This window comes from Bradyrhizobium sp. USDA 3262, from assembly GCF_054060035.1.
In genome coordinates this window covers 6,184,963-6,208,524 of sequence record NZ_JBSSCT010000001.1, presented here as the reverse complement: position 1 = coordinate 6,208,524, position 23,562 = coordinate 6,184,963, and the positions used below count along the sequence as shown (strand labels likewise).

Sequence of the window (23,562 nt, the reverse complement as noted above, 5' to 3'; positions counted from 1 at the left end):
CGGCCCCGGCTGCTATAGGACTGAACCGTGACGACGTTTAAATCGACCAAATAGCAACCATCTAAAAATCTCGGAACGCAAGTTCCGAATCATTAACCACTCGTTTACGCCCGCATGGAAAAGCTGGCCTGAGATAGGAATTGAAAGCTCCCACAATGTCTACCCCAAGTACCAAGACCGCTGAGCCTCTCAGCGGTGCGTTGCATCCGTCCTGCCGCAAGACCGCCGCCCATGCGCTCACCATCGTGCGCGACGGCGTGATCACCGGCGAAGGCCCGACCACCAAGGGCCGCATCCATTTCTCCCGGTCGCTCGATGCCGATGACGCTGCCTGGTGCGCGCGCATCCTGACGGCGGCCGCGGTCGAGCATCAGCCGGTCAGCCGGGCCGAGATCGAGGCGCTGTTCGCGATCAACGAGGCCGCTGCCGAGCGCAGCGATGGCGGCCGGTTCGACGATCTGCTCGCCAAGGCGATCGCCCATCATGCCGCCTCCGAGTCCGGCCTGCCGGTGCCGCCGCGCACGGTGGCGCTGTCGCCCGACACCGAGATCGATCGCTGGGCGCCGAGGCAGGGCGCCAAGATGGACACCAAGGTCCTGGAGTGGATCGCGAGCCAGATGCGCGGTCAGCGTCGCACCGGCCGCGCGCTGGCGGCGATGGTGGCGACGCTGGTCGGCGCGACTGCGCTGCCGCTCGCGGCGCAGCTCCCCAACGTGTTCGACATCGGAATGATGTAAACCATCATCCCGCGTGACTGGAATTCGAGCAGAGCGGCGGGGATTACTTCCCCGCCGTTTTCTGTTTGCGGCCGGTTTCCTCGAGCCCGAGCGTCCGCCCCGGAAACCCGGCGACGTCGAAATAGCGGGTTGAGAGCACACGCTGGAATTTCAGCACGGTGCGCAGGCCGTTGGCCGACGCCTTCTTCGACATGATGGTGCCCTCGGCCATCTTCGGCACGATGCCGTTCGGCAGCGCCTCCGACATCACCCGGCCGATCAGGCCGCCATTGTTCGGCGCGCGCAGGCCGAGCAGCTGGGCCGCGGTCATGCCGACATCGGCGTTGCTGACCGGCAGCGGATCGACATAGCCCGCCTTGAAGTCGGGGCCGATCGCCGCGGTGAAGTTGAAGGTGTCGCCACGGCTGAAGCTGCCATGCATGCCCTGGCCCTGGCGCAGCACGGTGTCGGCGATCTGCACCGAGCAGTTGGTCGGGATCTCGCAGCCGCTCGACCAGGAGCGGAAATTGACCACGATCGATGGGTTCGGCGTCACCGCCTTGCCCTTCAGATTGAGGTTCGACATCGGCAGCGTGCCGGGGAAGGTGCCGAGCTTGTCGTCGACAAACAGGCCGCTGACATAGTCCTGCTCGAGCAGCGCCTTGATGACGCGGTCGGCGAGCTTCTTGTCGCGGTTCGGCAGATAGATCAGATCCGAGCCGCCATTGGTCGCGATCACGACGTCAGGCTTGGCCGGATCCTGGCCGAGCACGCCGTTGCCGGCCTTCGGGTGGGCATTGTCGGCGACCTTCGCGTTCTTGTCGTTGGGGTCGAACAGCGGCAGGTCCAGCGCCCTGGCGAGGTCGATCGCCAGAAAGCCCATCGGCAGGAAATCCTTCGGCGTGTCGCTATAGGCGATCTTGGCCGAGGGGCTGGTCTTGCTCTCCTTCGAGATGGTCGAGAAGCCGTGGTCGGAGGAGATCATGATGTTGGTGTCGGCGGAAAGCCCGAGCTCGTCGAGTGCCTTGCGCAGCTGCGCGAGATTGTTGTCGGCGTTCCTGATGCCGGCCATCGAGGTCGGGCCGTTGATGCCGGGGGTGATGGTGTTGAGGCTGTCGCCGGTGTTGTGCTGGCTGCCGTCCGGATCGCGCGACCAGAACACCAGCACGAACGGCTTGTTGCGCGCCTTGAACATCGGCAGCACGACCTTGGTCGCGACGTCGGCCATGTAGGCCTGCTGGGCGACGTTGGCGACGGTGGTGCCGGGCGTCTTGGCGTCGCCGGCCTTGGCGTTGTCGCCGCGGCTCGGGGTCGCGAGCGGCAGGCCGGCCTTGGTCAGGGCTTCCTTCATCTCGTCGGAGAGCGGCACGCCGGTCTTGCCGCCGGTGGAATCGTCGACCACGATCGTGTTCTTGCCGCGATCGGTGTGGTCGAACAGCAGGGTCGGGCCGACCTTGCCGATGGCGGCGGTGCTGAAACCCTGGCCGCGGGCCATCTTCAGCAGCGTCTCCTCGTTGAGGTAGTCGCCGTTGAAGTGATCGTCGACGTCGGCGAGCACCGCGTCGTTCTCGATGAAGGGGACCACGGTGTCGCCGGCGGGCACCGAGGTGTAGCCGGTGTAGATCGTGTTGGAGAAGGTGCCGGTGTCGCCGAGGTAGTGGCCGGTCGACAGCGCCGAGCTGTTCGCCATCGTGAAGGTCGGGAACAGCGAGTGCGAATTCTTGAAGTTGACGCCCTTGTCGCGGATCTCGGCCATGGCCGGCGTCGTCTCCGGCGTCACGATGCCGCCGCGCAGGCCGTCGGGGACGAACAGGATGAGGTTGCGGGGCTTGGCGTTCTGCGCCGAGGCGGCGCCCGCCGAAAGCGCGATCATGCTCGCGGACAGTAAGGTAATGGCACGACGCATAGTGTTATTCCCCCTGATGAAGCCCCGCGGCAGCCCGCCGCAGCCTTCGTTTAGTTTTGCCACATGACAGAAATGTTACAGCGCTTGTTCGGCGCTGTAACGGCCGGATTTTTCCCGCGGATTGCCGGTCAGCACACCGTCATTCCGCAGGTTGAACCGCCGTTCTCTCATTGCGCGCAGCGCTGCCGGCATGCCCGTACCGGGCATAGAGCGCCGGCAGCACGGCAAGCGTCAGCAGGGTCGCGCTGATCAGGCCGCCGATCACGACGGTGGCGAGCGGCTTCTGCACCTCGGCGCCGGTGCCGGTGGCGAACGCCATCGGCACGAAGCCGAGCGAGGCCACCAACGCGGTCATCACCACGGGGCGGAAGCGGGTGAGGGCGCCTTGCTCGATGGCTTCCCGCATCGGCACGCCGCGTTCGCGCAACTGCCGGACGAAGCTCAGCATCACGAGCCCGTTCAGCACCGCAACGCCCGACAGTGCGATGAAGCCGACCGCCGCCGAGATCGAGAACGGCATGCCGCGCAGCCAAAGTGCGGCGATGCCGCCGGTGAGCGCCAGCGGCACCGCGCTGAACACCAGCAGCGCGTCGCGGGCCGAGCCCATCGCCGCCAGCAGCAACAGGAAGATCATCGCAAAACAGGCCGGCACCACGACGGCCAGGCGCTGGCGCGCTGCGGCGAGATTTTCCGACTGGCCGCCCCAAGTCATCCAATAACCCGGCGGCAGCTGCACGGATTGCGCGACTCTTGCCTGGGCTTCCTCGACCACCGAGCCGAGATCGCGGCCGCGAACATTGGCTGTCACCACGATGCGGCGCTTGCCGTTCTCGCGGCTGATCTGGTTCGGCCCCTCGGTGAAGGAAAACTGGGCGACGCGGTTGAGCGGCAAGCTCTGCACCGGCGAACTCGGCGTCGCCTTCGGCAACGCGACCGGCAAATTGCTCAACGCCTCGAGATCGGAGCGCACGCTCTCCGGCAATCGCACCACGATGTCGAAGCTGCGATCGCCCTCGTAGACGACGCCGGCATCCTGACCGCCGACCGCGGCGCCGATCACGTCCTGCACGGCCGAGACGCTGAGGCCGCGCCGGGCGATCGCAGCCTTGTCGACCTTGATCTCGAGCACGGGCAGGCCGCCAGCCTGTTCGACCTTGACGTCGGTCGCGCCGCGCACGCTGCGCAGCGCGGCAGCAATCTGGTTAGCGGCTTTCTGCATCGGCCCGAACTCGTCACCGAACACCTTGACCGCGATATCGCCGCGAACGCCGGCGAGCAGTTCGTTGAAGCGCATCTGGATCGGCTGGGTGAATTCATAGACGTTGCCGGGCAGCCGGCCGACCGCCTTCGAGATGTCCTCGATCAGTTGCTCCTTGGTCAGCGATGGATCCGGCCACTGCTCGCGCGGCTTCAGGATGATGAAGGTGTCGGACGCGTTCGGCGGCATCGGATCGCTCGCCACCTCCGCGGTGCCGGTCTTGGAGAAGACGAATGACACCTGCGGAAAGCGGCTGACGGTCTTCTCGACCGACAGCTGCATCGCCTGCGACTGCGACAGCGCCGTACTCGGAATCCTGAGCGCGTGCATGGCGATGTTCTTCTCGTCGAGCGAGGGGATGAACTCCTGGCCGAGGCGGAAGAACCCGAACAGGGCGGTGGCGAACAGCACGACCGCCACCGCGATGACCGGGATAGGCGTTGCAACCGCGCGCCGGAGCAGCGGGCTGTAGCAGCGCTTCAGCGCCGCAACGAGTCGGTTTTCCTGCTCCTGCACGCGACCGGTGATGCCGATCGCGATCAGCGCCGGAACCAGTGTCAGCGACAGCACGAAGGCGGCGGCGAGCGCGAGGATCACGGTCAGCGCCATCGGCTCGAACATCTTGCCTTCGACGCCGGTGAAGGTCAGCAGCGGCACATAGACCAGGAGGATGATGGCCTGGCCATAGAGGCTCGGCTGGACCATTTCCACGGCGGACGCCCGCACCGTCGCCAGCCGTTCGTCGCGCGTCAGCACGCGGCCAAGCGCATGCTGCTTCTCGGCGAGGTGACGCAGACTGTTCTCGGTGATGATCACGGCGCCGTCGACGATCAGGCCGAAATCCAGCGCGCCGAGGCTCATCAGATTGGCGCTGATCCGGCCCTGCCACATGCCGATCGCCGTCATCAGCATCGCGACCGGGATCACCAGCGCCGTGATCAATGCCGCGCGGAAATTGCCGAGCAGCACGAACAGCACGGCGATCACGAGCAGTGCGCCTTCACTGAGGTTGCGCGCCACGGTGCCGATCGTCGCATCGACCAGCTGAGTGCGATCCAGCACCGTCTTGACCTCGATGCCGGCCGGCAAGGACGGCATGATTGTCCGCAGTTTGGCGTCGACCGCGGCCGACACCGTGCGGCTGTTGGCGCCGATCAGCATCAGGGCCGTGCCGACCACGACCTCGCGGCCGTTCTCGCTGGCGCTGCCGGTGCGCGTCTCGCCGCCGATCGAAAGCGTCGCGAGGTCGCGGATCCGGACCGGGACGCCGCCGCGGGTAGTGACGACGACGGCGCCGAGCTCGTCGATGTTCTCGAGCCGGCCGCCGGAGCGCACCACAAACCCTTCGCCGTTGCGCTCGATGTAGCGCGCGCCGCGGCTGACATTGTTGGTCTCGATCGCCTTGGCAACGTCGGCAAAGGTGAGGCCGAGCGCGATCAGCTTCGCCGCATCGGGATGGACCTGATACTGCTTGAGGTATCCGCCGATCGTATCGACGCCGGCGACGCCAGGCACCATCTTGATCTGCGGCTTGATGATCCAGTCCTGTACGGTGCGCAGATAGGCGTCCTTCTCGACCTCGCTCTGCAGCATCTGGCCGTCCGCCGTCAGGAAGCGGCCGTCGCTTTGCAGGCCCGGCGCGCCGTCGGCCTGCACCTTCTGCCCGGAATAATGGACGGTCCACATGTAGATTTCGCCAAGGCCGGTCGAGGTCGGGCCGATCCGCGGCTCGATGCCTTGCGGCAGGCGCGCGCGGACTTCGGTCAGGCGTTCGCCGACTTGCTGGCGAGCGAAATAGATGTCGGTGGCCTCGCTGAACACCGCCGTGATCTGCGAGAAGCCGTTGCGGGAGAGCGAGCGCGTGCTCTCGAGTCCCGGCGCGCCGGCCAGGGCCGTCTCGATCGGGAACGTGATCTGCTTCTCGATTTCCGCGGGCGACAGCGCCGGGGCCACGGTGTTGATCTGGACCTGCTTGTTGGTGATGTCGGGCACTGCGTCGATCGGCAGCCTGGACAGCGCAAGGCCGCCGAGGAACATCAGGATCGCCGCCAATGTGACGACCACCCAGCGCCGCTGGATCGCAAGACCAATGATGCGCTCAATCATGGTCGTGCTCCGCCTCGTCCTTCTCGAACTCCGCCTTCAGCGTGAAGGTGTTCTGCACCGCGATGGTCTCGCCGGCTGACAGGCCGGCAACGATCTCGATATCGTCGTCGTCCTCGCGGCCGGTGCGCACCGATCTCGCCTCGAAGCCGTCGGCATCGCGCACGAACACGGTCGGCGTTCCCTTGATGGTTTGAAGCGCCTTCTTCGAAACGATCACGGTCGACGGCGCGCCCGACAGCGGGACCTCCGCGGTGACGAAGGTGCCCGGCTTCCAGCGGTGGTCCTTGTTGGGCATGGTCGCGATCACGCGCGCGTTGCGGGTCTCGCGGTCGAGCAGGGGGCTGACGAAGATCACGCCGGCATTGGCTTCATCCTCGGTGCCGATGGCGCGGATTTTCACCGAAACGCCTTCGCGAACCGCGCCGATATCTTCGGGGGAGACCGCGAGGTCGACCCAGATGTCATCGAGATTGACGATGACATAGAGCTCGCTCTCCTGACCCTCGCGCCCGATCAATCCGCCGAGATCGACGCGCCGTTCGGACACCCGGCCGCTGATCGGCGCGCGCAAAAACTGCGTCCGCAGGCTCTCTGGGGGCTGGTTCGGCAGATCGGCAATCTCGCTCTCCGAGAGGCCCAGCGCAAACAGCTTCTGCCGGGCGCCGTCGAGCTTGATCTGGGCATCGTTCGCGGTCAGCCGCGTCCGCAGGAACTCGTTCTCCGACACGATGCGGGTCTCGACCAGCGTCTTCTGCCGCGCGTAGAGGGTCTGCTGCAGATCGTTGGTGAGCCGCGCGGCGAGGTATTCGCTCTTGGCGTCGGCTACCTCGCGGCTTTCGATCGCGGCGACGATCTCGCCCTTCTCGACGACATCGCCGAGGCGCTTGCGCAGCTCCGTGACCGTCGCAAGCACGCGCACCGAGACCCGGCCGATGTGATCCGCATCGGGGATCAGCGATCCCGGCGCGAGGAAATGCCGCTTCAGCATGCCGCCGCTGGCTTGCGCGAACGTGATGCCGGCTTCGCGAACCTGGTCTTCACTCAGCTCGATATGTCCGGGGGCCTCGTGCCGGGCCTCGGTCTTTGTGCCTGTCGTCGCAGTCTCCTGCGTCGCGGCCGGGAACCTGACCGGCCAGCCGATCCATCCGGCCGCCACAACGACCAGTGCAATGCCGGCGGCCACGCCGGCGAAAAATAGAACAACCCGTTTCATATGCGCCTCTCCGCAGCGCAGGCCTATGGCCCTGCGCTGTCGCGACATCGATCTGTGCGGAAGCGTGCGCTGGCTCATGGCAGCAGCGCACGGCCGGTCATGCCGACCGGATCAGGCGCGGGGTGGCTTGAAGGGAGAGAGGCGGTCGGCCGAAGCGGGCAGCTCAGTGCTGCTGTGGCCATAGCTATGCGGCGCATAGGCGATCGGGAACGCGGTCTCCTGCGGAGCCACGGACGCGACGTGCGTCAGGCAATGGTCGCCGTGAGGCGAGGCCGGATGCGCCGGAGCCTTGCCGCCGGCGTCGTTGATCGGCTGCGCGATCGAGAAGCCGGGAGCCGCGTCGGCATCGCCGTCGGAGGTCCAGCCGTGGAAGAACGACAGCACCAGCGCAAGCGAAATCAGTCCCGCAAGCAGGCTGCGCCAGCGGCGCGATCCCGTTGCGTGAGGAGAAGACTGAATCATGGTGCGCGAAGCGTCCATGGGGCCTACTTAGCGCCGTGCCCGCGCGCATTCAAGTTCGGGTCCGCGACAGATTGGCCGTGGATACTATAACGTTACGCGCTGCCTGCGGCTCGGCGCATCGACCATCGGCGCGCCGCGACGACCGCCCAGATCGCTTCGACGAGGCCGAACGGCCAGGCGCCCTGCAGGAAACCGTAGGCCGAGCCGAGCGCGCAGGAGACAGCGAAGGCCAGGATGAACCAGGGGCTGCGATCTTCGGCCGCATAGCAGACGAGCATCATGGTCACGGCGAATAACCCGAACAGCGTCAGCGCATCCATTCCGCAGCAGAACTCCTGTTGTAACGCTGTTGATATCTGAGCATGCTTGGGATGGAATATCCATCCAGCGTCGCCGCCCTAAAGGGACTGCACCATGAAGCGCATGCATGTTCACGTCGCCGTCAAGGACATCCCGCAATCGGTCGGCTTCTACTCGGCGCTGTTCGCGGCCGAGCCGACGGTCGTGAAATCCGACTATGCCAAATGGATGCTCGACGATCCCCGCGTCAACTTCGCGATCTCGACCCGCGGCCGCGAACCGGGCCTGGACCATCTCGGCATTCAGGTCGAGAGCGCGGAGGAGCTCGGCGAAGTGTACGGACGGCTGCGCAAGGCCGGCGGCGAGGTCATCGAGCAGGGCCAGACGGTGTGCTGCTATGCCAAGTCGGAGAAGTCGTGGATCGACGATCCCGCGGGGATCGCCTGGGAGACGTTCCATACGACCGGTGAGAGCATCGTCTATGGCGACGGCACCGGCGAGCGGACCGCGCGTGTCGCGCACGAGAAGCAGGAAGAGAAACAGAGCGCGTGTTGTGCTCCACAGCCCCAGGCCGCGCCGCCCGGGGCCTCGGCCTGCTGCAACTCGTGAGCATGGAGCGGCCGAGGGGCCGGTTGCGCGCGAGTCCACGCTGGCCTTAACCGTCCGATAACTGATTTTCCTAACCACCCCTTGGGTTGTGTTCCCGTACAAGGGCATCCACAGGGGCAGGAAAATGTCGGTTGTCTCAACGAGCAGCGTGCCGGAATACCGGCGGCTGTCGATCAAAGGTGTGTTGCGCGCCAGCAGGATGGGCGCCATCCAGTCGCTCGTCCTGAGTGCCGCGCTGCTGGTGCTCGCCATCACGCTTGGCACCGGCTATCTCGCGCTGCAGTTTCGCGAGCGCGCGCTGGAGATGTCCGAGCGCGAGCTCAACAACACCGCGCTGCTGCTGTCGCGGCATTTCGACCAGCAGCTTACCGACCTCCAGCATGTCCACGACGACATCGTGAATTATCTGCGGGCCGAGCAGGTCGAGACCGCCGATCAGTTCGAAAAGAACATGTCGCTCTTGAGCGCGCACGAGATGCTGCGCACGCGGCTGGCGGCGCTGCCGCATGTCGGCGGGCTCAATCTGTTCAACGCCAAGGGATGGCTGATCAACTCATCCGAGATGTGGCCGGTGCCCGACATCAGCGTTGCGGACCGGCGCTATTTCCAGGAGTTCACCTCGGGACGCCCGACCTCGCCCGTGATCGTCGAGCCCGCAATGAGCAAGGTGAGCGGCAACTGGACCACGATCTTCGCGCGCAAGATCACCGGGCGCAACGGCGAGATCATCGGCTTCGCAAGCCGCGGCGTCGAGCCGAGCCATTTCGAGGATTTCGTGGCCTCGCTGGCACTGAGCGGCGACACCGTGATTTCGATGATCCACCGCGACGGCACCATCATCGCACGCTATCCGCAGGATGCCGGCGTGATCGGCCGCAACATCATCAACCTGCCGGTGTTCCAAAAGGTCATCAGCTTTGGCGGCAACACGTCGGGACGGTTCGTTGGCGCTTCGGGCGAGGAGAACGTCGGCGCGGTCAGATCGCTGTCGCATTTTCCAATCCTGATCCTCGCTACCACGAAAACATCGAGCGCGCTGGAGGACTGGCGCGCCCAGACCAAACTGCAATTCTGCGCAGCCGTGTTGGCGGTCCTGATCATCAGCTTCGCGGTCTTCCTGATCGTGCGCCAGCTGCAGCGGCAGCATGATGCGGCAAGCCGCCGGCTGTCCGAGAAGAGCCAGCACCTCGACACCGCGATCAACACCATGACGCAGGGGCTGCTGCTGTTCGACGCCTCGGCGCGGCTCGTGATCTGCAACCAGCAATATATCGACATGTTCGGCCTTTCGCCTGATGTCGCGAGGCCAGGCTGCCATCTGCGCGACCTGATCCTGCATCGCCAGGCGATCGGCTCGTTTGTCGGCGACGTCGATGAGTACTGCGCCCGCTTCACCAATCCGAGGGGCGATGAGGTCCGCGACTCCGTGATCATGACGCCTGACGGTCGCAGCATCCGACTGATCTACAAGCGTGCGCCCGACGGCGGCTGGGCCACCACGCTCGAGGACGTCACCGATGGACGGCGTGCGCAGGCGCGGATCGAGTATCTCGCGCATTACGATGCGCTGACCAATCTGCCGAACCGGACGCTGTTCCAGCGCCACGCGGAAGGGCTGCTGCTCGAGGCCGCCACGCGCGAGTTCGCCATCCATTACATCGACATCGACGAGTTCAAGCGGATCAACGACACGCTGGGCCATCTGATCGGCGATGAGTTCCTGCGGCGCGTCGCCGAGAAGCTGCGTCTGGCGGTCGGATCGAACGACTTCATCGCGCGGCTCGGCGGCGACGAGTTCGCGATCGTCCAGCACGACATCACCTCGGACGACGATGTCAGCGACCTGGTCGCGCGCATCTATCAGTCGCTGCGCACGCCGTTCGACTGCCTCGGCCATCATTTGTCGAGCGACGCCAGCATCGGCATTGCGATCGCCCCGCGCCACGGCTCCGACCTGTTCCGCCTGCTCAAATGTGCCGACCTTGCGATGTACGCCGCCAAGGCGGCGGGCCGCAGGACCCATCGCTTCTTCGATCCGGCGATGGAGGCGCAGGCCAATCTGCGCCGCGCGCTGGAGGCCGATCTGCGGACCGCGTTGGCCGAGGGCGACTTCGAGCTGCATTATCAGCCGCTGGTCGACCTGCGCAGCGACGAGGTGACCGGCTGCGAGGCGCTATTGCGCTGGCAGCATCCGGTGCGCGGCATGATCTCGCCGGTGGAATTCGTGCCGGTTGCCGAGGAAACCGGCCTGATCGAGGAGATCGGGCAATGGGTGCTGCGCACCGCCTGTGCCGAGGCGGCGGCCTGGCCGGCGCATGTGCGCCTCGCGGTCAACGTTTCCCCGGTCCAGTTCAAGTCGGAGACGCTGGCGCTGAAGGTCGCAAACGCGCTCGCCGAGAGCGGGCTCGACCCGCGAAGGCTTGAGCTCGAGATTACCGAGGCGGTGCTGATCGCTGACGACGATGCGGCGCTGGTCACGCTGGGCCAGCTCCGTGCGCTCGGTGTCCACATCGCGCTCGACGATTTCGGCACCGGCTACTCGTCGCTGCAATATCTGCAGCGCTTCCCGTTCGACAAGATCAAGATCGACCGCAGCTTCGTCAAGGAAGTGACCCGCAACAGCGGCTCGGCCTCGATCATCCGCGCCGTGGTTTCGATCGCAGCCGACCGCAACATGATCACCACCGCCGAGGGCGTCGAGACCGACCAGCAGCGCGACACCGTGCAGATGCTCGGCTGCACGCAGATGCAGGGCTACCTGTTCAGCAGGCCGGTTCCTGCGCGGGACCTGCGGACGCTGCTCGCGGCCGATAGCGTCGCCGCCTGAGCGGCTGCCGATCCGGTCCGTCAGGAACAATCGTCGCCGTCTCCGATTGGGAGTGGAAGCTCTTGAGAGGCGAGGCGGTCCATGAAAAGCAAGCTCGTGTCCGATGCGCCCAGCGCGCAGATTCACGTCGTCGTGCTCGATAGCGGCGAGGAAGCGTTCGGCGCGCTGACGAAGTTCGCCAATGATGCCAGGGTGACGGCGGCATCGCTCAGCGCGATCGGCGCGTTCGAGCGGGCAACGGTCGGCTGGTTCGATTTCGCATCCAAGAGCTACCGGAAGATCGAGATCGACGAACAGTGCGAGGTGCTGTGCGCGCTCGGCGACATCGCGACCGGCGACGACGGCAAGGCCAGCCTGCACATGCACATCGTGCTCGGACTGTCGGATGGATCGACCCGCGGCGGCCATCTGCTTGCCGGCATCGTCCGCCCGACGCTGGAGGTTGTGGTCACGGAAGCCCCCGTCAGGCTTCGCCGGCGGAAGCGGCCCGAGCTCGGCATCGCCCTGATCGATCCCGCCGCGACCGCTTGACGCTTTCCGTCGAAAAGTTCCTAAAAATCGACCTGCCGACGCCGGGGCGCGGAACCGAAGCCGTGGAACCGCGTTCCTTTGCGGGGCTCGACCGGCAGGCGATCGATGAAAACCGCAGCAACGTCCGCGGCCATGCTGCTGTTTGCCTCGTGCATGGCAAACGCAGAGAGTGGCCTTGCGTCCTATTATCGTGGCATCGGCAAGAGTGGCGAGATGACCTGCGCGCATCGCAAGCGACCATTCGGCAGCATGATCACCGTCTCCTATCTGGGAAAATCGATCCGGTGCCGCGTCAATGACCGCGGTCCGTTCGTTCGTGGGCGGATCATCGATGTGTCGACCACGGCGGCCCGCGCGCTCGGCATCCTTCAGCTCGGCGTCGCGCATGTTGTGATCCAGTAGAGCGCGGCCGGCGGCGGAATCAGAGCTTGGAAGCGGTCGCCCGCTGTTCGGCGATCGCCTTGCGGAGCGTCCGTGACAGTGCCTCGACCGAATAGGGCTTCTGGATCAGCTCGAAGCCGCTGTGCGCGTTCTCGGCGAGCACGTTGCTGTAGCCGCTGGTCAGCACCACCGGCAGACCGGGAAAGCGATCGCGGATGATTCCGGCGAGCTCGACGCCGTTCATGCCCGGCATGATCACGTCGGAGAACACCAGGTCGGCGGCGAACTCGTTCTCCGAGAGGATCGAGAGCGCGGCATTGGCATTGGCCGCGCGCTTGACCGAATAGCCGAGATCCTCGAGCAGCTCGGTCGAGAACTGGCCGACATCGTCGTTATCCTCCACCACGAGGACGCGATAGCCGCGGCCGATCGAAGCCTGCTCGACGCCGGCGCTGGCGGCGACCTTGGCGTCCGCCGGGCGCATCGCGTGCGGCAGATAGATGGTGAAGGTCGCACCGTGCCCGGGCGTAGAGGTGACCTCGATGTCGCCGTCGGATTGCTTGACGAAGCCGAAGGCCTGGCTCAATCCGAGACCTGTTCCCTTGCCGACCTCCTTGGTCGTGAAGAACGGCTCGAAGATCGCGTCGAGATTTTCCGGCGAGATGCCGGTGCCGGTGTCCTGGATCGAGACCGTGACGAAATCGCCGCTGCGCGAGGCCTGGGCGCGCAGGGCAGGGATATTCTTGACCTTCCGGACGCCGATCGTCAGCTGGCCTTCGCCGCTCATGGCATCGCGGGCGTTGACCGCGAGATTGAGCAGCGCGGTCTCGAACTGGCCGATGTCGGCGATCGCAAAGCAGTCGGGATCCTCGATCCTGACCTCGATGTGGATTCGCGCGCCGACCAGCGGGCGGATCAGCTGCGTCACGCTGTCGACCTGCGTGCCGACATTGAACACTTCCGGATTGAGCGGTTGCCTGCGCGCAAATGCCAATAGCTGCGCGGTGAGCTTGGAGGCCCGCTCCACGGTCTCGGAGATCGCATCGATATAGCGGCGGCGCCGGTCATCCGGCAGATCGCGGCGGCGCAGGAAGTCGGTCGCGGAGCGGATGATGGTGAGCAGGTTGTTGAAATCGTGCGCGACGCCGCCGGTGAGCTGGCCGACCGCTTCCATCTTCTGCGATTGCCGCAGGGCTTCCTCGCCGCGGCGCCGTTCGGTGATGTCGACGGCCTCCGGCACGGCGCCGACGATGGTGCCGTGCTGGTCCTGCAGCGGCCGCATCGCGAAATCGAAATAGCGCTCGCCGATCGGCAGGCGCAGCTGCATCTCGATCTTGACTTCCTCGCCGCGCATCACGGTCACGAAGGCATTCTGGATCACGCGCGGCATGCCCTCGGTCGCGGCGAACCACGGCGTGTCCCAGAACGGCTTGCCGACGACGTCGGCGGCATCGGTACAGATGCCGGCCAGCGCCGTCTGGTTGGTGTAGAGCAGGCCGCCATCGCGGTTGAGCAGCATCTGGTATTGATGGCTGGTTTCCAGGATCGCGCGCGTCTGCGCTTCGCGGGATTCGAGCTGCGCGGTGCGCTCCAGGATGCGCCGCTCCAGCGACTCATTGAGCTTGCGAAGCTCGATCTCGGCTTCCTTGGCCGCCGTGATGTCGTGGGCGACGCCGATGAAGCCGATATGCTTGCCGTTCGGGTCCCAGCGCGGCTGCGATTCCGAGCGCAGCCAGCGCCAATCGCCCGCGGCATTCCGATAGCGGGCCTCGAGCACGAATGGCTTCAGCGAGAGCTCGCCGGTGATCTGCTCCTGCAGGATTTGCGGCAGGTCATCCGGATGCAGCGCCTTGCGCCAGTCGAACACGATCGCTTCCTCGAACGGCAGTCCAAGGAAGTCGAGATAGGCCTGGTTGGCAAAGGAGCGGGTGCGGTCGAGCTTGGTCACCCAGATCGGCACCGGCGCGCTGTCGGCGATCAGGCGGAAGCGCTCTTCGCTTTCCCGCAAGGTCTCCTGCGCCAGCATCTGATCGGTGACGTCGAGATCGGCGCCGACCAGCCGCAGCGCACGGCCGCTGCGGTCGCGCTCGATCTTGGCGACGACGCGGATCCAGCGGCTCTCACCGTCGTTCGGGCGGACGATGCGGTATTCGGCCGTGTAGTCTTCGCCGCCGGCCTTGAGCACGCCGAACAGGTGCCGGATCGTGCGCTCGCGATCCTCGGGGTGGATGCGCGCGACCCAGTTCTCATAGGTCTCGTTGACCTCTTCGGGCGGCAGCCCATGCACCAGGAGGTATTCGGGAGAGCGGCGGTTGCGCACGCCGTCGCGGAAATCGATCTCGAGTCCACCGACCCGCGCGATGCGCTGGATCCGCGCCAGCTCCGCCTCGCGCTCCTGGAGCTCGCGATGGGCGCGATCGCGTTCGCGCGCGATCTCCTCAAGATGCTGCCGCAGCCGTTCGGCTGCCGCAGCTTCGGGAAGCACATCAGCGGGATCGGATGGGGTCATACGCGCCGGCAACCTCTCGGTGCAGTTTCACACAGGACGCGGCGGCTTTGCCAGCTTGATTTACGGCAATCGTTAGGCTGAGTCATTCCGGGGCGATGCGAAGCGTCGAACCCGGAATCTCGAGATTCCGGGTTCGCTTCGCGCCCCGGAATGACGGTGCAATCCACGAGCCCTTCACTTGGCTTTGGGCGGCCGGCAATTATAGGCCCGGCGGAACCCGGCCGCCTGTGCATCCTCCTCGGAGCAGAACCAGCGATCCGGATTGCCGAGGCCCGGGTAACTGCGGCACGCCTGCAGGTGGTAGATGCCGACATTGCCGGTGACGCGGGCGCGCACGGCGTACTTGCCCTTGATGTTGCAGCTTGCCGGCATCGGCAGGTCATCGGGGAAGAGCGCGTTGCGGATCTGCTGGTCGCGGTCGGCGGGGCAGGCGTTGCCGAGCAGGGCGCCGTCCTTCCTGGCCGTACGAAAGTCGCGCGGCGCCACGAAGCAGCCCTTCCAGAGCCCGGCACGATTGTCCCTGGCGGTGGCTTCATCCGGCTTGAATCGGCCAGTGGCCGAGTTTTCGACATTGAGAGCATAGCCTTTCTGGACCAGCACCTGGCTCAAGCTGGTCGGGTCGCCCTCGATCTTGCAGACGCCGAGGCGGCGCTTCTTGAAGCTCGGATCGACGCCGATATCGTCGCAGTGAATCTGCTTGCCGCCGATCAGCTTGGTGAGCTGGTCGCGCGCTTCGATCCCGCAGGTCCAGACATCAGCATGCTCGTCGATGCAGAGTTGGTCGACCGCCGGCGCGTCGATGCCGTCGAGCCGATAGGTCGTGTTGCCGAGCTGAACGGTGCCGGCGTCCTTGATGACCGCTGACGCCGCGGGGCCGGCGGTCGCGGACGGGCCGGGGATTGCAGACAGGCAGGTCAGGAGAAGCGTCGTGACGACCGGATTTCGAAACCGCATTTTCTCACTTCAAATCTTTGGCGGGCAGCCGAACTTCTAGCACAGGCCGGTACGATCCAACCAAGGACCGTTCGCAAAGAGGGGGCGTGCGGGCCGTCACATCCCGATCGGCATTCCGCGACGTAGAACGGCCAGACATGGCCATTGAAGGGATGCGCATGGCCGAGTTTCGTCATCAACGTCCTCGCCGAAATCGTCACCGACATCTGGACTCTGTAATGCCTCGCACGCTGGCGGCGGAAGAGAAAGGCGGCCCAGAAGAACCGCGTCCGATCAAAGATCCGATTGACTTGATGAGAACAAAATAGGAACATGATGCGCCACCTGAATCCCGGATACCCCATGATGTCTGCACGGCCCGAATCTGACGACGATGACGGGCTGGAGGCCGCTGTCGATCAGGCCATTTCCGCCTGCGGCGGGAATCTGCGCGCCACTATCCGGGCGCTGATCGTGGCCAATGAATTCCTGGAGAACGAGGTCAGCGAACTGATGAAAGCCGTCGCGAAGGCGCATTCGCGTGGCCGCTTCAAGACCTATTCGGGCTGAAATACCCCTCAGGCTACCGCCGAGGATTTGGCCGAGGATTTGGCCAAGCATCGGGCAGGGCGTGCATTAGACCGTTGCCTCCGGGGCAATTTGCTGTACCACGGAGTGGTTACGCCCAATCGCCCGTGCCAGATTGCGCGGGGAGGAATCCTGCCAAAGCCCAAGTCCTAAGAAGCCCAAGCAAGAAGAGCATGTTCAAGAAAATCCTGATCGCCAACCGCGGCGAGATCGCCTGCCGGGTCATCAAGACTGCGCGCCGTATGGGGATTGAGACGGTCGCCGTCTATTCCGAGGCCGACCGCGATGCGCTGCATGTCGAGATGGCCAATGAGGCCGTGTTGATCGGACCGCCGGCCGCGGCCGAGAGCTATCTTTTGATCGACAAGATCGTCGAGGCCTGCCGCAAGACCGGCGCGCAGGCGGTGCATCCCGGCTACGGCTTCCTGTCCGAGCGCGAGGCGTTTCCGCGCGCGCTGGAAGCCGCCGGCATCGTCTTCATCGGCCCGAACCCCGGCGCCATCGCCGCGATGGGCGACAAGATCGAATCCAAGAAGGCCGCTGCGAAGGCCAAGGTCTCGACCGTGCCGGGTCATCTCGGCGTCATCGAGGACGACAAGCACGCCGTCCAGATCGCTGACGAGATTGGCTACCCCGTGATGATCAAGGCCTCCGCCGGCGGCGGCGGCAAGGGCATGCGCATCGCGCATTCCAAGGGCGAGGTCGCCGAAGGCTTCAACCTCGCCAAGGCCGAGGCGAAATCGTCGTTCGGCGACGACCGCGTCTTCATCGAGAAATTCATCGTCGATCCCAGGCACATCGAGATCCAGGTGCTCGGCGACAAGCATGGCAACGTGATCTATCTCGGCGAGCGCGAATGCTCGATCCAGCGCCGCAACCAGAAGGTCATCGAGGAGGCGCCGTCGCCGCTGCTCGACGAGCTGACCCGCCGCAAGATGGGCGAGCAGGCGGTCGCGCTGGCGAAGGCGGTGAACTACGATTCGGCGGGCACCGTGGAATTCGTCGCCGGCCAGGACAAGAGCTTCTACTTCCTGGAGATGAACACCCGCCTGCAGGTCGAGCATCCCGTCACCGAGTTGATCACCGGCATCGACCTCGTCGAGCAGATGATCCGCGTCGCCGCCGGCGAGAAGCTCGCGATCGCGCAGAAGGACGTGACGCTGACCGGCTGGGCGGTGGAATCCCGCGTCTATGCCGAGGATCCGTTCCGCAACTTCCTGCCGTCGATCGGGCGCCTGGTGAAATACCGTCCGCCGGCCGAAGCCAGCCATGACGGCATCACGATCCGCAACGACACCGGCGTGCAGGAGGGCGGCGAGATCTCGATCCATTACGATCCGATGATCGCCAAGCTCGTCACCCACGCCCCGTCGCGCGCGGCCGCGATCGAGGCGCAGGCGACCGCGCTCGACGCATTCTATGTCGACGGCATCAGGCACAACATTCCGTTCCTGTCGGCGTTGATGAACCATCCGCGCTGGCGCGAGGGCCGGCTCTCGACCGGCTTCATCGCGGAAGAATTCCCCAAGGGATTTTCGGCGCGCGCGCCCGAGGGCGAGATCGCTCGGCGGCTGGCCGCGGTCGGCGCCGCCATCGATCACGTGCTGGGCGAGCGCAAGCGGCAGATCTCCGGCCAGATGGGCGGCCGCGTGGTGCTGCGCGAGCGCCGCCGCGCGGTGTGGCTCGACCGCGCCGAGATTGCGCTCGACGTCGCGCGCGAGGATGACGCGATTGCAGTGCGCTTCATCGGCGCCGACGGGCTGCCCGGCAATCCGCACAATCTGGTATCGGGCTGGGTGCCGGGCGAGCCGGTCTGGCAGGGCACCGTCGACGGCAATTTTGTCGCCGTCCAGGTGCGGGCGATCAACAACGGCTTCCGCCTCGCGCATCAGGGCTTTGAGGTCCCGGTCTATGTCTTCACCGAGACCGAGGCGACCTCGGCGCGGCTGATGCCGGTGGTCTCGGCCGCCGACACCGGCAAGAAGTTGCTGTGCCCGATGCCCGGTCTCGTGGTGTCGATCGCGGTGACCGAAGGGCAGGAGGTCAAGGCCGGCGAGACCTTGGCGGTGGTCGAGGCCATGAAGATGCAGAACGTGCTGCGCGCCGAGCGCGACGGCACGGTCAAGAAGATCCACGCCGCCGCGGGCGCTACGCTTGCGGTCGACGCGCTGATCCTGGAGTTCGCCTAAGAAGCTCCACCTTCGAAGGCTTCGGCGATCAAATTGTCGCCGGGCCTTTGCAAGGACGAACAAGGAGTCACCAAGATGGCCTTCCGCAAACGCCGCGAAGCACTGCGATCGATTCTCGACGGGTCAACCTGCATTCGCCCAGGCTCGGTCTATGACGCGACCTCGATCCGGATTGCGGACGATCTCGGCTTCGAGCTCGGCATGTTCGGCGGCTCGGTGGCCTCGCTCGCCGTGCTCGGCGATCCCGATATCGCGCTGATCACGCTGACCGAATTCGCCGAGCAGATACGCCGCATGTCCCGTGCGTCGACGCTGCCGGTGCTCGTCGATGCCGACCACGGTTACGGCAACGCGCTCAATGTCCGTCGCACGGTCCAGGAGGTGGAGGCCGCCGGCGCGGCCGGCCTTACCATCGAGGACACGCTGCTGCCGCAGGCGTTCGGCCAGACCAAGACCCAGCTGATCTCGCTGGAAGAAGGTGTCGGCAAGATGAAGGCCGCGCTTGACGGCCGCAGCGATCCGTCGCTCGTCATCCTGGGCCGGACCGGTGCCGTCTCGATCACCAGTCTCGACGATGCGATTGCACGCGCCAGGGCCTATGAGGCGGTCGGCGTCGATGGCTTGTTCTTCACCGGCATCAAATCGCGTGGCGAGCTGGAGGCGCTCTCGGCCGCGACGACGCTGCCGATCGTGCTCGGCGGCGCGCCGGAGGAGATGACCGCGCTCGATTATCTGGCGAGCCAGCGCGTCAGGATCGCGCTGCAGGGCCACGCGCCATTCGCGGCCGCAACCCAGGCCGTCTACGAGACGCTGAAGGCGCTGCGCGAAGGCACCTCGCCGAACAACCTGAAGGGCATTGCCTCGTCCGAACTGACTGGCCGCGTCATGCGCGAGGCGGAGACCAAGGCGCGCAGCGGCGAGTTCCTCGGTCTGAAAAAATGAGCGGCGTGATCCGCCACGTCACCATCAGCGGTCGCGTCCAGGGCGTCGGCTATCGCGCCTGGGTCGACGAGCAGGCAAACTCACGCGGCCTCGAAGGCTGGGTCCGCAATCGCCGCGACGGCAGCGTCGAGGCGGTGTTTGCCGGCCCCGACGACGTCGTCACTGACATGATTGCGGCATGCAACCGCGGTCCGTTCTCGGCGCGCGTCGCTGCCGTGCACGCCGCATCAGGCAACTCCGATCTTTTGAACCAGCGCCGGGCAGGGGAGCGTTTCTCGGTCCTGCCGACGGTCTGAAGCGCGGCGTCACGCGACCGCTGAGATCACCAGCGCCTGAATCCGGCCTTCGATCGCGCCGCTGCCGAACCGGCGCGCGAGCGCCGATGCGGCGTGCTCGGTCGCAGCATCAAGGCCGATACCGCCGCGCGCCTCGATCTCGGCGCGGAGCGGTGATCCCTGGCAAAAGCCGATCGCAGGATCATGCGGTGCATTCGCCCGGCTTTGCAGCCGAACGTCGTCGATCTCGATCTTGCTGAAGCCCGCGGCTGCAAGGTCGGCCCGGATCGGGTCGGCCGCGTAGTGGCCATAAGGCGTGCGCGCGAGGAAGCGCGGCGGATCGGCCGGAAAGACCTCCGCCAATGCCTGGGTCACCACGTCGGCAAACTCGTTGTCTTCGATGCGACCCCACATGCTGAACAGGAAACGGCCGCCCGGCTTCAGCACACGGCGCGCCTCCGAATAACCCTTGGGCTTGTCGGGGAAGAACATCGCGCCGAATTGGCAGGCGACGACGTCGAAGCTCGCATTGTCGAACGGCAGGTTCAGTGCATCGGCCTGCCGCCAGGTGATTGCGGTCCCGCTCGGCATCTGTGACTTCGCTCGTTCGAGCATCGGTTCATTCAGGTCGGTCGCCACTATCCTGGTGTCGCTGCCGAGCGCGGACGCCAGCGCGCGGGTGACGGCGCCGGTGCCGGTTGCCGTCTCAAGCAGGTCGCGCGGGCCAAGAACCTTGGTGCGTTGCGCGAGATCGCGTGCGTAGGGTTCGAAAATCATCGGCACGAGAAGCCGGTCGTAAAGCTCTGGAATGGACCCAACGAACTCCTTGTCGGACGCTGGCATGCGCAATCTCCATTGCGGCCGTGACGCGGGCAATCCGGTGCACGGCCCAAAATCATCCACCCGGATCAGCTTGGACGAAGAGCTCGGGGGCGACAAAGGAAAACTCCTCACCTGTGACGAACGGCATTCGCCGGGCATCGGGTAGGTCAGGAGACCTGCCATGTCTCCTGCGTCTTCGTGGACCGCGCGGCCAGCCTTGACTTCTGCTCCGAACGGTCTGATATTTCTGTCATGACAGAAATAACCGCCAAGAAAAAACTTCCCGCCGTCGTCGAGCGCTTCATCCTGCATTGGGGCGACATGGGCGACGAATGGGGCGTCAACCGCTCGGTCAGCCAGATCCACGGGTTGCTCTACCTCGCCGAAGCGCCGATGACGGCGGAGGACATTGCCGACACCCTTGGCATGGCGCGCTCCAACGTCTCCAACTCGATCAAGGAGCTCTTGTCCTGGGGATTGATACGGCGGGTGCCGATCCTTGGCGACCGCCGCGACCACTTCGAGGCCGAGACCGACATCTGGGAGGTCGCGGCCAAGATCGCGGCGGGACGCAAGGAGCGCGAGATCGATCCCGCGCTCGCAGCGCTGCGCGCCTGCGTCTCCGACGCGGCCGACGATCCGGCAATCAGCCCGCTCGCGAGCAAGCGGCTGAAGGAGATGCTGACATTCACCGAGCTGGTCGACCGCTGGTACACGCAGATGCTGAACGTGCCGCGGCCGCGCCTGGTCGCGCTGATCAAGCTCGGCGAGAAGATCGTGAGTTTCCTGCCGGCAGGCAGGGCCAAATAAAGGCGGCGGTGCAACGGGAGTGTGCGATGGCGTCAGCAAGGATATCCACCTTAAAGACCGCGCCGGCTTCCGATACAAAGCTGCTCGACGACCATCGCTTCCGCGCATTGCTGTCGGACGAGGATTGGGGCCGCCTGCCGGTTGCGATCTGGCGGCGCTTCTCGAAACGGTTCGAGGACGGCAACACCGTCGTCTATGTCGGCGAGGTCGAGGAGGCGGCGTGCAGCCGCATCGGCTGGTGGCTGGCGCAGGCAGCGCGGCTGATCGGCGGACCGTTCCCGACCGGCACCGAAACGCGCGTGCCGATGATCGTCACCGTCACCGAGGACGCGGCAAGCGGCGGCCAGGTCTGGACCCGCATCTGCGCGCGCCGCGACGGCTTCCCGCAGGTGATTCATTCCGCCAAGCGCTTTGCCGGGTCCACCGGACTCGAGGAATATGTCGGCTTCGGCGTCAGCATGGCGCTGCGCATCGCGGTCGAGCATGAGGCGCTGGTGTTTCGCAGCGTCGGCTATTCGCTGCAGCTCGGCCCGTTTCGGATGCCGCTGCCCGAATGGCTCACGCCCGGCGATCTCACCGTAACCCATTCCGATCTCGGCTGCGGCGACTTCCGCTTCACGCTGGAGATCATCCACCCGCGTTTCGGCCGGCTGATCCGTCAGTCCGCTGTGTTCAGGGAGGCCACGCCATGACGCCGCTGCTTTGGACGCTTGTCGCCATCCAGATTGCGATGGGCGCATTCGATACGTTCTATCACCACGAATTCACCGAGCGGCTGGCCTGGCGTCCCTCGCAGCGCCACGAGCTCCAGCTGCACAGCGTGCGCAACATGCTCTATGCGCTGCTGTTCCTCGTGCTCGGCTGGCTGGAGGTGCACGGCATTCTTGCGATCGCCATCATGGCCGTGCTCGTCGTCGAGGTCGTCATCACCTTGATGGATTTCGTCGAGGAGGATCTGAGCCGAAAGCTGCCGCCGAGCGAGCGGATCAATCACACGCTGCTGGCGATCAATTACGGCGCCATCCTCGTGCTGCTGGTGCCGGTCCTGATCGGCTGGACGATGCTGCCGACCGCCGTCGCGCCGGCCTTTGCGGGTCCGTTAAGTCTGTTCGCGACGGCTGCGGCCTTCGGCGCCGCGCTGTTCGGCGCGCGCGACTTTGCCGCCGCCAGACGCCTCGGACGGATGGCCAGCGTGCCGGCCGCGACGCTGGTCGAGAAATTGCCGACGCGGCAGACCGTGCTCGTCACCGGCGCGACCGGCTTCATCGGCAGCCGCCTGGTCGCGAGCCTCACCGCATCCGGCCATCAGGTGATTGCGTTGATCCGCAATCCGGCAAAGGCCGACATGCTGACGCCGCCGGTGACGCTGATCACGAGCCTCGACCAATTGCCCGCCGACTCCGGGATCGACGCCATCGTCAATCTCGCGGGCGAGCCGATCGGCAACGGCCTGTGGACCGAGGCCAAGCGCCGCAAGATCATCGGCTCACGGATCGACATGACCTCTGACGTGATCAAGCTGATCGCGCGCCTCGAACGCAAGCCGTCGGTACTCGTGAGCGGCTCCGCGATCGGCTGGTACGGACTCTGGCAGGACCAGGTGCTGACGGAGTCGGCGAAATCCCACGCCTGCTTCAGTCACGAATTGTGCGAGGCCTGGGAGAATGCGGCGAAGCCGGCCGCGGATCACGGCGTGCGCGTGGCATATTTGCGGATCGGTCTCGTGGTCGGCACCGACGGCGGCTTCATCACGCGGATGCTGACGCCGTTCGAGTTCGGCCTCGGCGGCCCGCTCGGCTCGGGCAAGCAGTGGATGTCGTGGATCGAGCGCGACGACCTCGTGCGTCTGATCGCGCATGTGATTGCGAGACCTGAACTGTCCGGTCCTGTCAACGCGACCGCGCCGATCCCGGTGACCAACACGAAATTCACCGAGGAGCTCGGACGCCGTCTGCACCGGCCGGCGATCTTCCGCGTGCCGGCGGCGCTGCTCCGCGCCGTCGGCGGCGACTTCGCCGACGAGCTCTTGCTCGGCGGCCAGCGCGTGCTGCCGAACAAGGCGCTGAGCAACGGCTTTGTGTTCCGGCACGAAACCTTGCGCAGCGCGTTCGATGCCATCTTGTAAGGAGGCCTGGATGTGCAGCACCTGTTCCCGTGCATTCGGAGGTTGGCTTGCGGGCTGTGG

At 65.6% G+C, this 23,562-nt stretch carries 20 protein-coding genes; 12 read left to right on the top strand and 8 right to left on the bottom strand.

Translation table 11 applies throughout. The features are described 5' to 3' along the window. Positions 1-155 precede the first annotated feature (155 nt). Positions 156-737: a hypothetical protein gene (locus ACVWYP_RS29200; RefSeq protein ID WP_304495748.1), complete on the top strand. Its 582-nt coding sequence runs from the start codon at positions 156-158 to the stop codon at positions 735-737. A gap of 43 nt (positions 738-780) precedes the next feature. Here ACVWYP_RS29200 and ACVWYP_RS29195 read toward each other — a convergent pair whose 3' ends face one another. From ACVWYP_RS29195 to ACVWYP_RS29175, 5 genes are all read right to left on the bottom strand, one after another. After that, a complete protein-coding gene (locus ACVWYP_RS29195) occupies positions 781-2,622 on the bottom strand; it encodes an alkaline phosphatase family protein (RefSeq protein WP_304495747.1) in 1,842 nt (613 codons plus the stop codon). A gap of 139 nt (positions 2,623-2,761) precedes the next feature. Further along, entirely contained in the window at positions 2,762-5,986 is a 3,225-nt protein-coding gene (locus ACVWYP_RS29190; RefSeq protein WP_304495746.1) for an efflux RND transporter permease subunit, read from the bottom strand. Next, positions 5,979-7,199, bottom strand: coding sequence for an efflux RND transporter periplasmic adaptor subunit (locus ACVWYP_RS29185; protein WP_304495745.1), 1,221 nt, complete (start codon positions 7,197-7,199; stop codon positions 5,979-5,981). Before ACVWYP_RS29185 ends, ACVWYP_RS29190 begins: the two co-directional genes overlap by 8 nt. A 111-nt stretch (positions 7,200-7,310) precedes the next feature. Beyond that, a complete protein-coding gene (locus ACVWYP_RS29180) occupies positions 7,311-7,661 on the bottom strand; it encodes a hypothetical protein (RefSeq protein WP_304495744.1) in 351 nt (116 codons plus the stop codon). A gap of 92 nt (positions 7,662-7,753) precedes the next feature. Then, positions 7,754-7,981, bottom strand: coding sequence for a hypothetical protein (locus ACVWYP_RS29175; RefSeq protein ID WP_304495743.1), 228 nt, complete (start codon positions 7,979-7,981; stop codon positions 7,754-7,756). A gap of 94 nt (positions 7,982-8,075) precedes the next feature. Here ACVWYP_RS29175 and ACVWYP_RS29170 point away from each other — a divergent pair, with 94 nt between their 5' ends. From ACVWYP_RS29170 to ACVWYP_RS29155, 4 genes are all read left to right on the top strand, one after another. After that, positions 8,076-8,570 carry an ArsI/CadI family heavy metal resistance metalloenzyme gene (locus tag ACVWYP_RS29170; RefSeq protein WP_304495742.1) on the top strand — a complete coding sequence of 165 codons (495 nt, stop codon included), beginning with the start codon at positions 8,076-8,078 and terminating at the stop codon, positions 8,568-8,570. 124 nt (positions 8,571-8,694) lie between these two features. Continuing rightward, entirely contained in the window at positions 8,695-11,397 is a 2,703-nt protein-coding gene (locus ACVWYP_RS29165) for a bifunctional diguanylate cyclase/phosphodiesterase (protein ID WP_453945976.1), read from the top strand. 81 nt (positions 11,398-11,478) lie between these two features. Continuing rightward, entirely contained in the window at positions 11,479-11,928 is a 450-nt protein-coding gene (locus ACVWYP_RS29160; protein ID WP_304495739.1) for a PPC domain-containing DNA-binding protein, read from the top strand. A gap of 105 nt (positions 11,929-12,033) precedes the next feature. Continuing rightward, positions 12,034-12,330 carry a septal ring lytic transglycosylase RlpA family protein gene (locus tag ACVWYP_RS29155; RefSeq protein ID WP_038385833.1) on the top strand — a complete coding sequence of 99 codons (297 nt, stop codon included), beginning with the start codon at positions 12,034-12,036 and terminating at the stop codon, positions 12,328-12,330. A 19-nt stretch (positions 12,331-12,349) separates the two neighbouring features. On the opposite strand, the gene ACVWYP_RS29150 is transcribed toward ACVWYP_RS29155, so the two are convergent. Continuing rightward, positions 12,350-14,818 (bottom strand): PAS domain-containing hybrid sensor histidine kinase/response regulator, encoded by a 2,469-nt coding sequence (locus ACVWYP_RS29150; RefSeq protein ID WP_304495738.1) that lies wholly within the window; start codon positions 14,816-14,818, stop codon positions 12,350-12,352. Positions 14,819-14,992: 174 nt separating this feature from the next. Beyond that, positions 14,993-15,772 carry a thermonuclease family protein gene (locus tag ACVWYP_RS29145; RefSeq protein ID WP_304495737.1) on the bottom strand — a complete coding sequence of 260 codons (780 nt, stop codon included), beginning with the start codon at positions 15,770-15,772 and terminating at the stop codon, positions 14,993-14,995. Positions 15,773-16,114: 342 nt separating this feature from the next. Here ACVWYP_RS29145 and ACVWYP_RS29140 point away from each other — a divergent pair, with 342 nt between their 5' ends. The 4 genes from ACVWYP_RS29140 to ACVWYP_RS29125 all read left to right on the top strand — a co-directional run bounded on the left by ACVWYP_RS29140 (position 16,115) and on the right by ACVWYP_RS29125 (position 19,766). Then, positions 16,115-16,321 carry a hypothetical protein gene (locus ACVWYP_RS29140; protein ID WP_016840474.1) on the top strand — a complete coding sequence of 69 codons (207 nt, stop codon included), beginning with the start codon at positions 16,115-16,117 and terminating at the stop codon, positions 16,319-16,321. 191 nt (positions 16,322-16,512) lie between these two features. Next, entirely contained in the window at positions 16,513-18,528 is a 2,016-nt protein-coding gene (locus ACVWYP_RS29135) for an acetyl-CoA carboxylase biotin carboxylase subunit (RefSeq protein ID WP_304495736.1), read from the top strand. Positions 18,529-18,603: 75 nt separating this feature from the next. Then, a complete protein-coding gene (locus ACVWYP_RS29130) occupies positions 18,604-19,470 on the top strand; it encodes an isocitrate lyase/PEP mutase family protein (protein ID WP_304495735.1) in 867 nt (288 codons plus the stop codon). Beyond that, positions 19,467-19,766, top strand: coding sequence for an acylphosphatase (locus tag ACVWYP_RS29125; RefSeq protein ID WP_225161799.1), 300 nt, complete (start codon positions 19,467-19,469; stop codon positions 19,764-19,766). The genes ACVWYP_RS29130 and ACVWYP_RS29125 overlap by 4 nt, the downstream gene beginning before the upstream one ends. A 9-nt stretch (positions 19,767-19,775) precedes the next feature. Here the strand turns inward: ACVWYP_RS29125 and ACVWYP_RS29120 are convergent, their stop codons facing one another. Beyond that, positions 19,776-20,588, bottom strand: a complete 813-nt coding sequence (locus ACVWYP_RS29120; protein WP_304500326.1) for a class I SAM-dependent methyltransferase — start codon at positions 20,586-20,588, stop codon at positions 19,776-19,778. 231 nt (positions 20,589-20,819) lie between these two features. Between ACVWYP_RS29120 and ACVWYP_RS29115 the strand changes: the two genes are divergently transcribed. The 3 genes from ACVWYP_RS29115 to ACVWYP_RS29105 are packed head-to-tail and all read left to right on the top strand — an operon-like array spanning position 20,820 to position 23,502. Continuing rightward, a complete protein-coding gene (locus ACVWYP_RS29115) occupies positions 20,820-21,377 on the top strand; it encodes a GbsR/MarR family transcriptional regulator (protein WP_304495734.1) in 558 nt (185 codons plus the stop codon). 26 nt (positions 21,378-21,403) lie between these two features. Then, positions 21,404-22,069: a DUF4166 domain-containing protein gene (locus ACVWYP_RS29110; RefSeq protein WP_304495733.1), complete on the top strand. Its 666-nt coding sequence runs from the start codon at positions 21,404-21,406 to the stop codon at positions 22,067-22,069. Beyond that, positions 22,066-23,502, top strand: a complete 1,437-nt coding sequence (locus tag ACVWYP_RS29105) for a TIGR01777 family oxidoreductase (RefSeq protein ID WP_304495732.1) — start codon at positions 22,066-22,068, stop codon at positions 23,500-23,502. The genes ACVWYP_RS29110 and ACVWYP_RS29105 overlap by 4 nt, the downstream gene beginning before the upstream one ends. The last annotated feature ends 60 nt before the right edge of the window (positions 23,503-23,562 follow it).

Excerpts from the sequence above, each read along its gene's own strand:
- ACVWYP_RS29160 (WP_304495739.1), top strand. The coding sequence starts at position 11,479 with ATGAAAAGCAAGCTCGTGTCCGATGCGCCCAGCGCGCAGATTCACGTC.
- ACVWYP_RS29140 (WP_016840474.1), top strand. The coding sequence starts at position 16,115 with ATGATGTCTGCACGGCCCGAATCTGACGACGATGACGGGCTGGAGGCC.
- ACVWYP_RS29155 (WP_038385833.1), top strand. The coding sequence starts at position 12,034 with ATGAAAACCGCAGCAACGTCCGCGGCCATGCTGCTGTTTGCCTCGTGC.
- ACVWYP_RS29200 (WP_304495748.1), top strand. The coding sequence starts at position 156 with ATGTCTACCCCAAGTACCAAGACCGCTGAGCCTCTCAGCGGTGCGTTG.
- ACVWYP_RS29105 (WP_304495732.1), top strand. The coding sequence starts at position 22,066 with ATGACGCCGCTGCTTTGGACGCTTGTCGCCATCCAGATTGCGATGGGC.
- ACVWYP_RS29115 (WP_304495734.1), top strand. The coding sequence starts at position 20,820 with ATGACAGAAATAACCGCCAAGAAAAAACTTCCCGCCGTCGTCGAGCGC.
- ACVWYP_RS29145 (WP_304495737.1), bottom strand. The coding sequence starts at position 15,772 with ATGCGGTTTCGAAATCCGGTCGTCACGACGCTTCTCCTGACCTGCCTG.
- ACVWYP_RS29175 (WP_304495743.1), bottom strand. The coding sequence starts at position 7,981 with ATGGATGCGCTGACGCTGTTCGGGTTATTCGCCGTGACCATGATGCTC.
- ACVWYP_RS29170 (WP_304495742.1), top strand. The coding sequence starts at position 8,076 with ATGAAGCGCATGCATGTTCACGTCGCCGTCAAGGACATCCCGCAATCG.
- ACVWYP_RS29195 (WP_304495747.1), bottom strand. The coding sequence starts at position 2,622 with ATGCGTCGTGCCATTACCTTACTGTCCGCGAGCATGATCGCGCTTTCG.
- ACVWYP_RS29125 (WP_225161799.1), top strand. The coding sequence starts at position 19,467 with ATGAGCGGCGTGATCCGCCACGTCACCATCAGCGGTCGCGTCCAGGGC.
- ACVWYP_RS29135 (WP_304495736.1), top strand. The coding sequence starts at position 16,513 with ATGTTCAAGAAAATCCTGATCGCCAACCGCGGCGAGATCGCCTGCCGG.
- ACVWYP_RS29185 (WP_304495745.1), bottom strand. The coding sequence starts at position 7,199 with ATGAAACGGGTTGTTCTATTTTTCGCCGGCGTGGCCGCCGGCATTGCA.
- ACVWYP_RS29130 (WP_304495735.1), top strand. The coding sequence starts at position 18,604 with ATGGCCTTCCGCAAACGCCGCGAAGCACTGCGATCGATTCTCGACGGG.
- ACVWYP_RS29180 (WP_304495744.1), bottom strand. The coding sequence starts at position 7,661 with ATGATTCAGTCTTCTCCTCACGCAACGGGATCGCGCCGCTGGCGCAGC.
- ACVWYP_RS29150 (WP_304495738.1), bottom strand. The coding sequence starts at position 14,818 with ATGACCCCATCCGATCCCGCTGATGTGCTTCCCGAAGCTGCGGCAGCC.
- ACVWYP_RS29165 (WP_453945976.1), top strand. The coding sequence starts at position 8,695 with ATGTCGGTTGTCTCAACGAGCAGCGTGCCGGAATACCGGCGGCTGTCG.
- ACVWYP_RS29120 (WP_304500326.1), bottom strand. The coding sequence starts at position 20,588 with ATGCCAGCGTCCGACAAGGAGTTCGTTGGGTCCATTCCAGAGCTTTAC.
- ACVWYP_RS29190 (WP_304495746.1), bottom strand. The coding sequence starts at position 5,986 with ATGATTGAGCGCATCATTGGTCTTGCGATCCAGCGGCGCTGGGTGGTC.
- ACVWYP_RS29110 (WP_304495733.1), top strand. The coding sequence starts at position 21,404 with ATGGCGTCAGCAAGGATATCCACCTTAAAGACCGCGCCGGCTTCCGAT.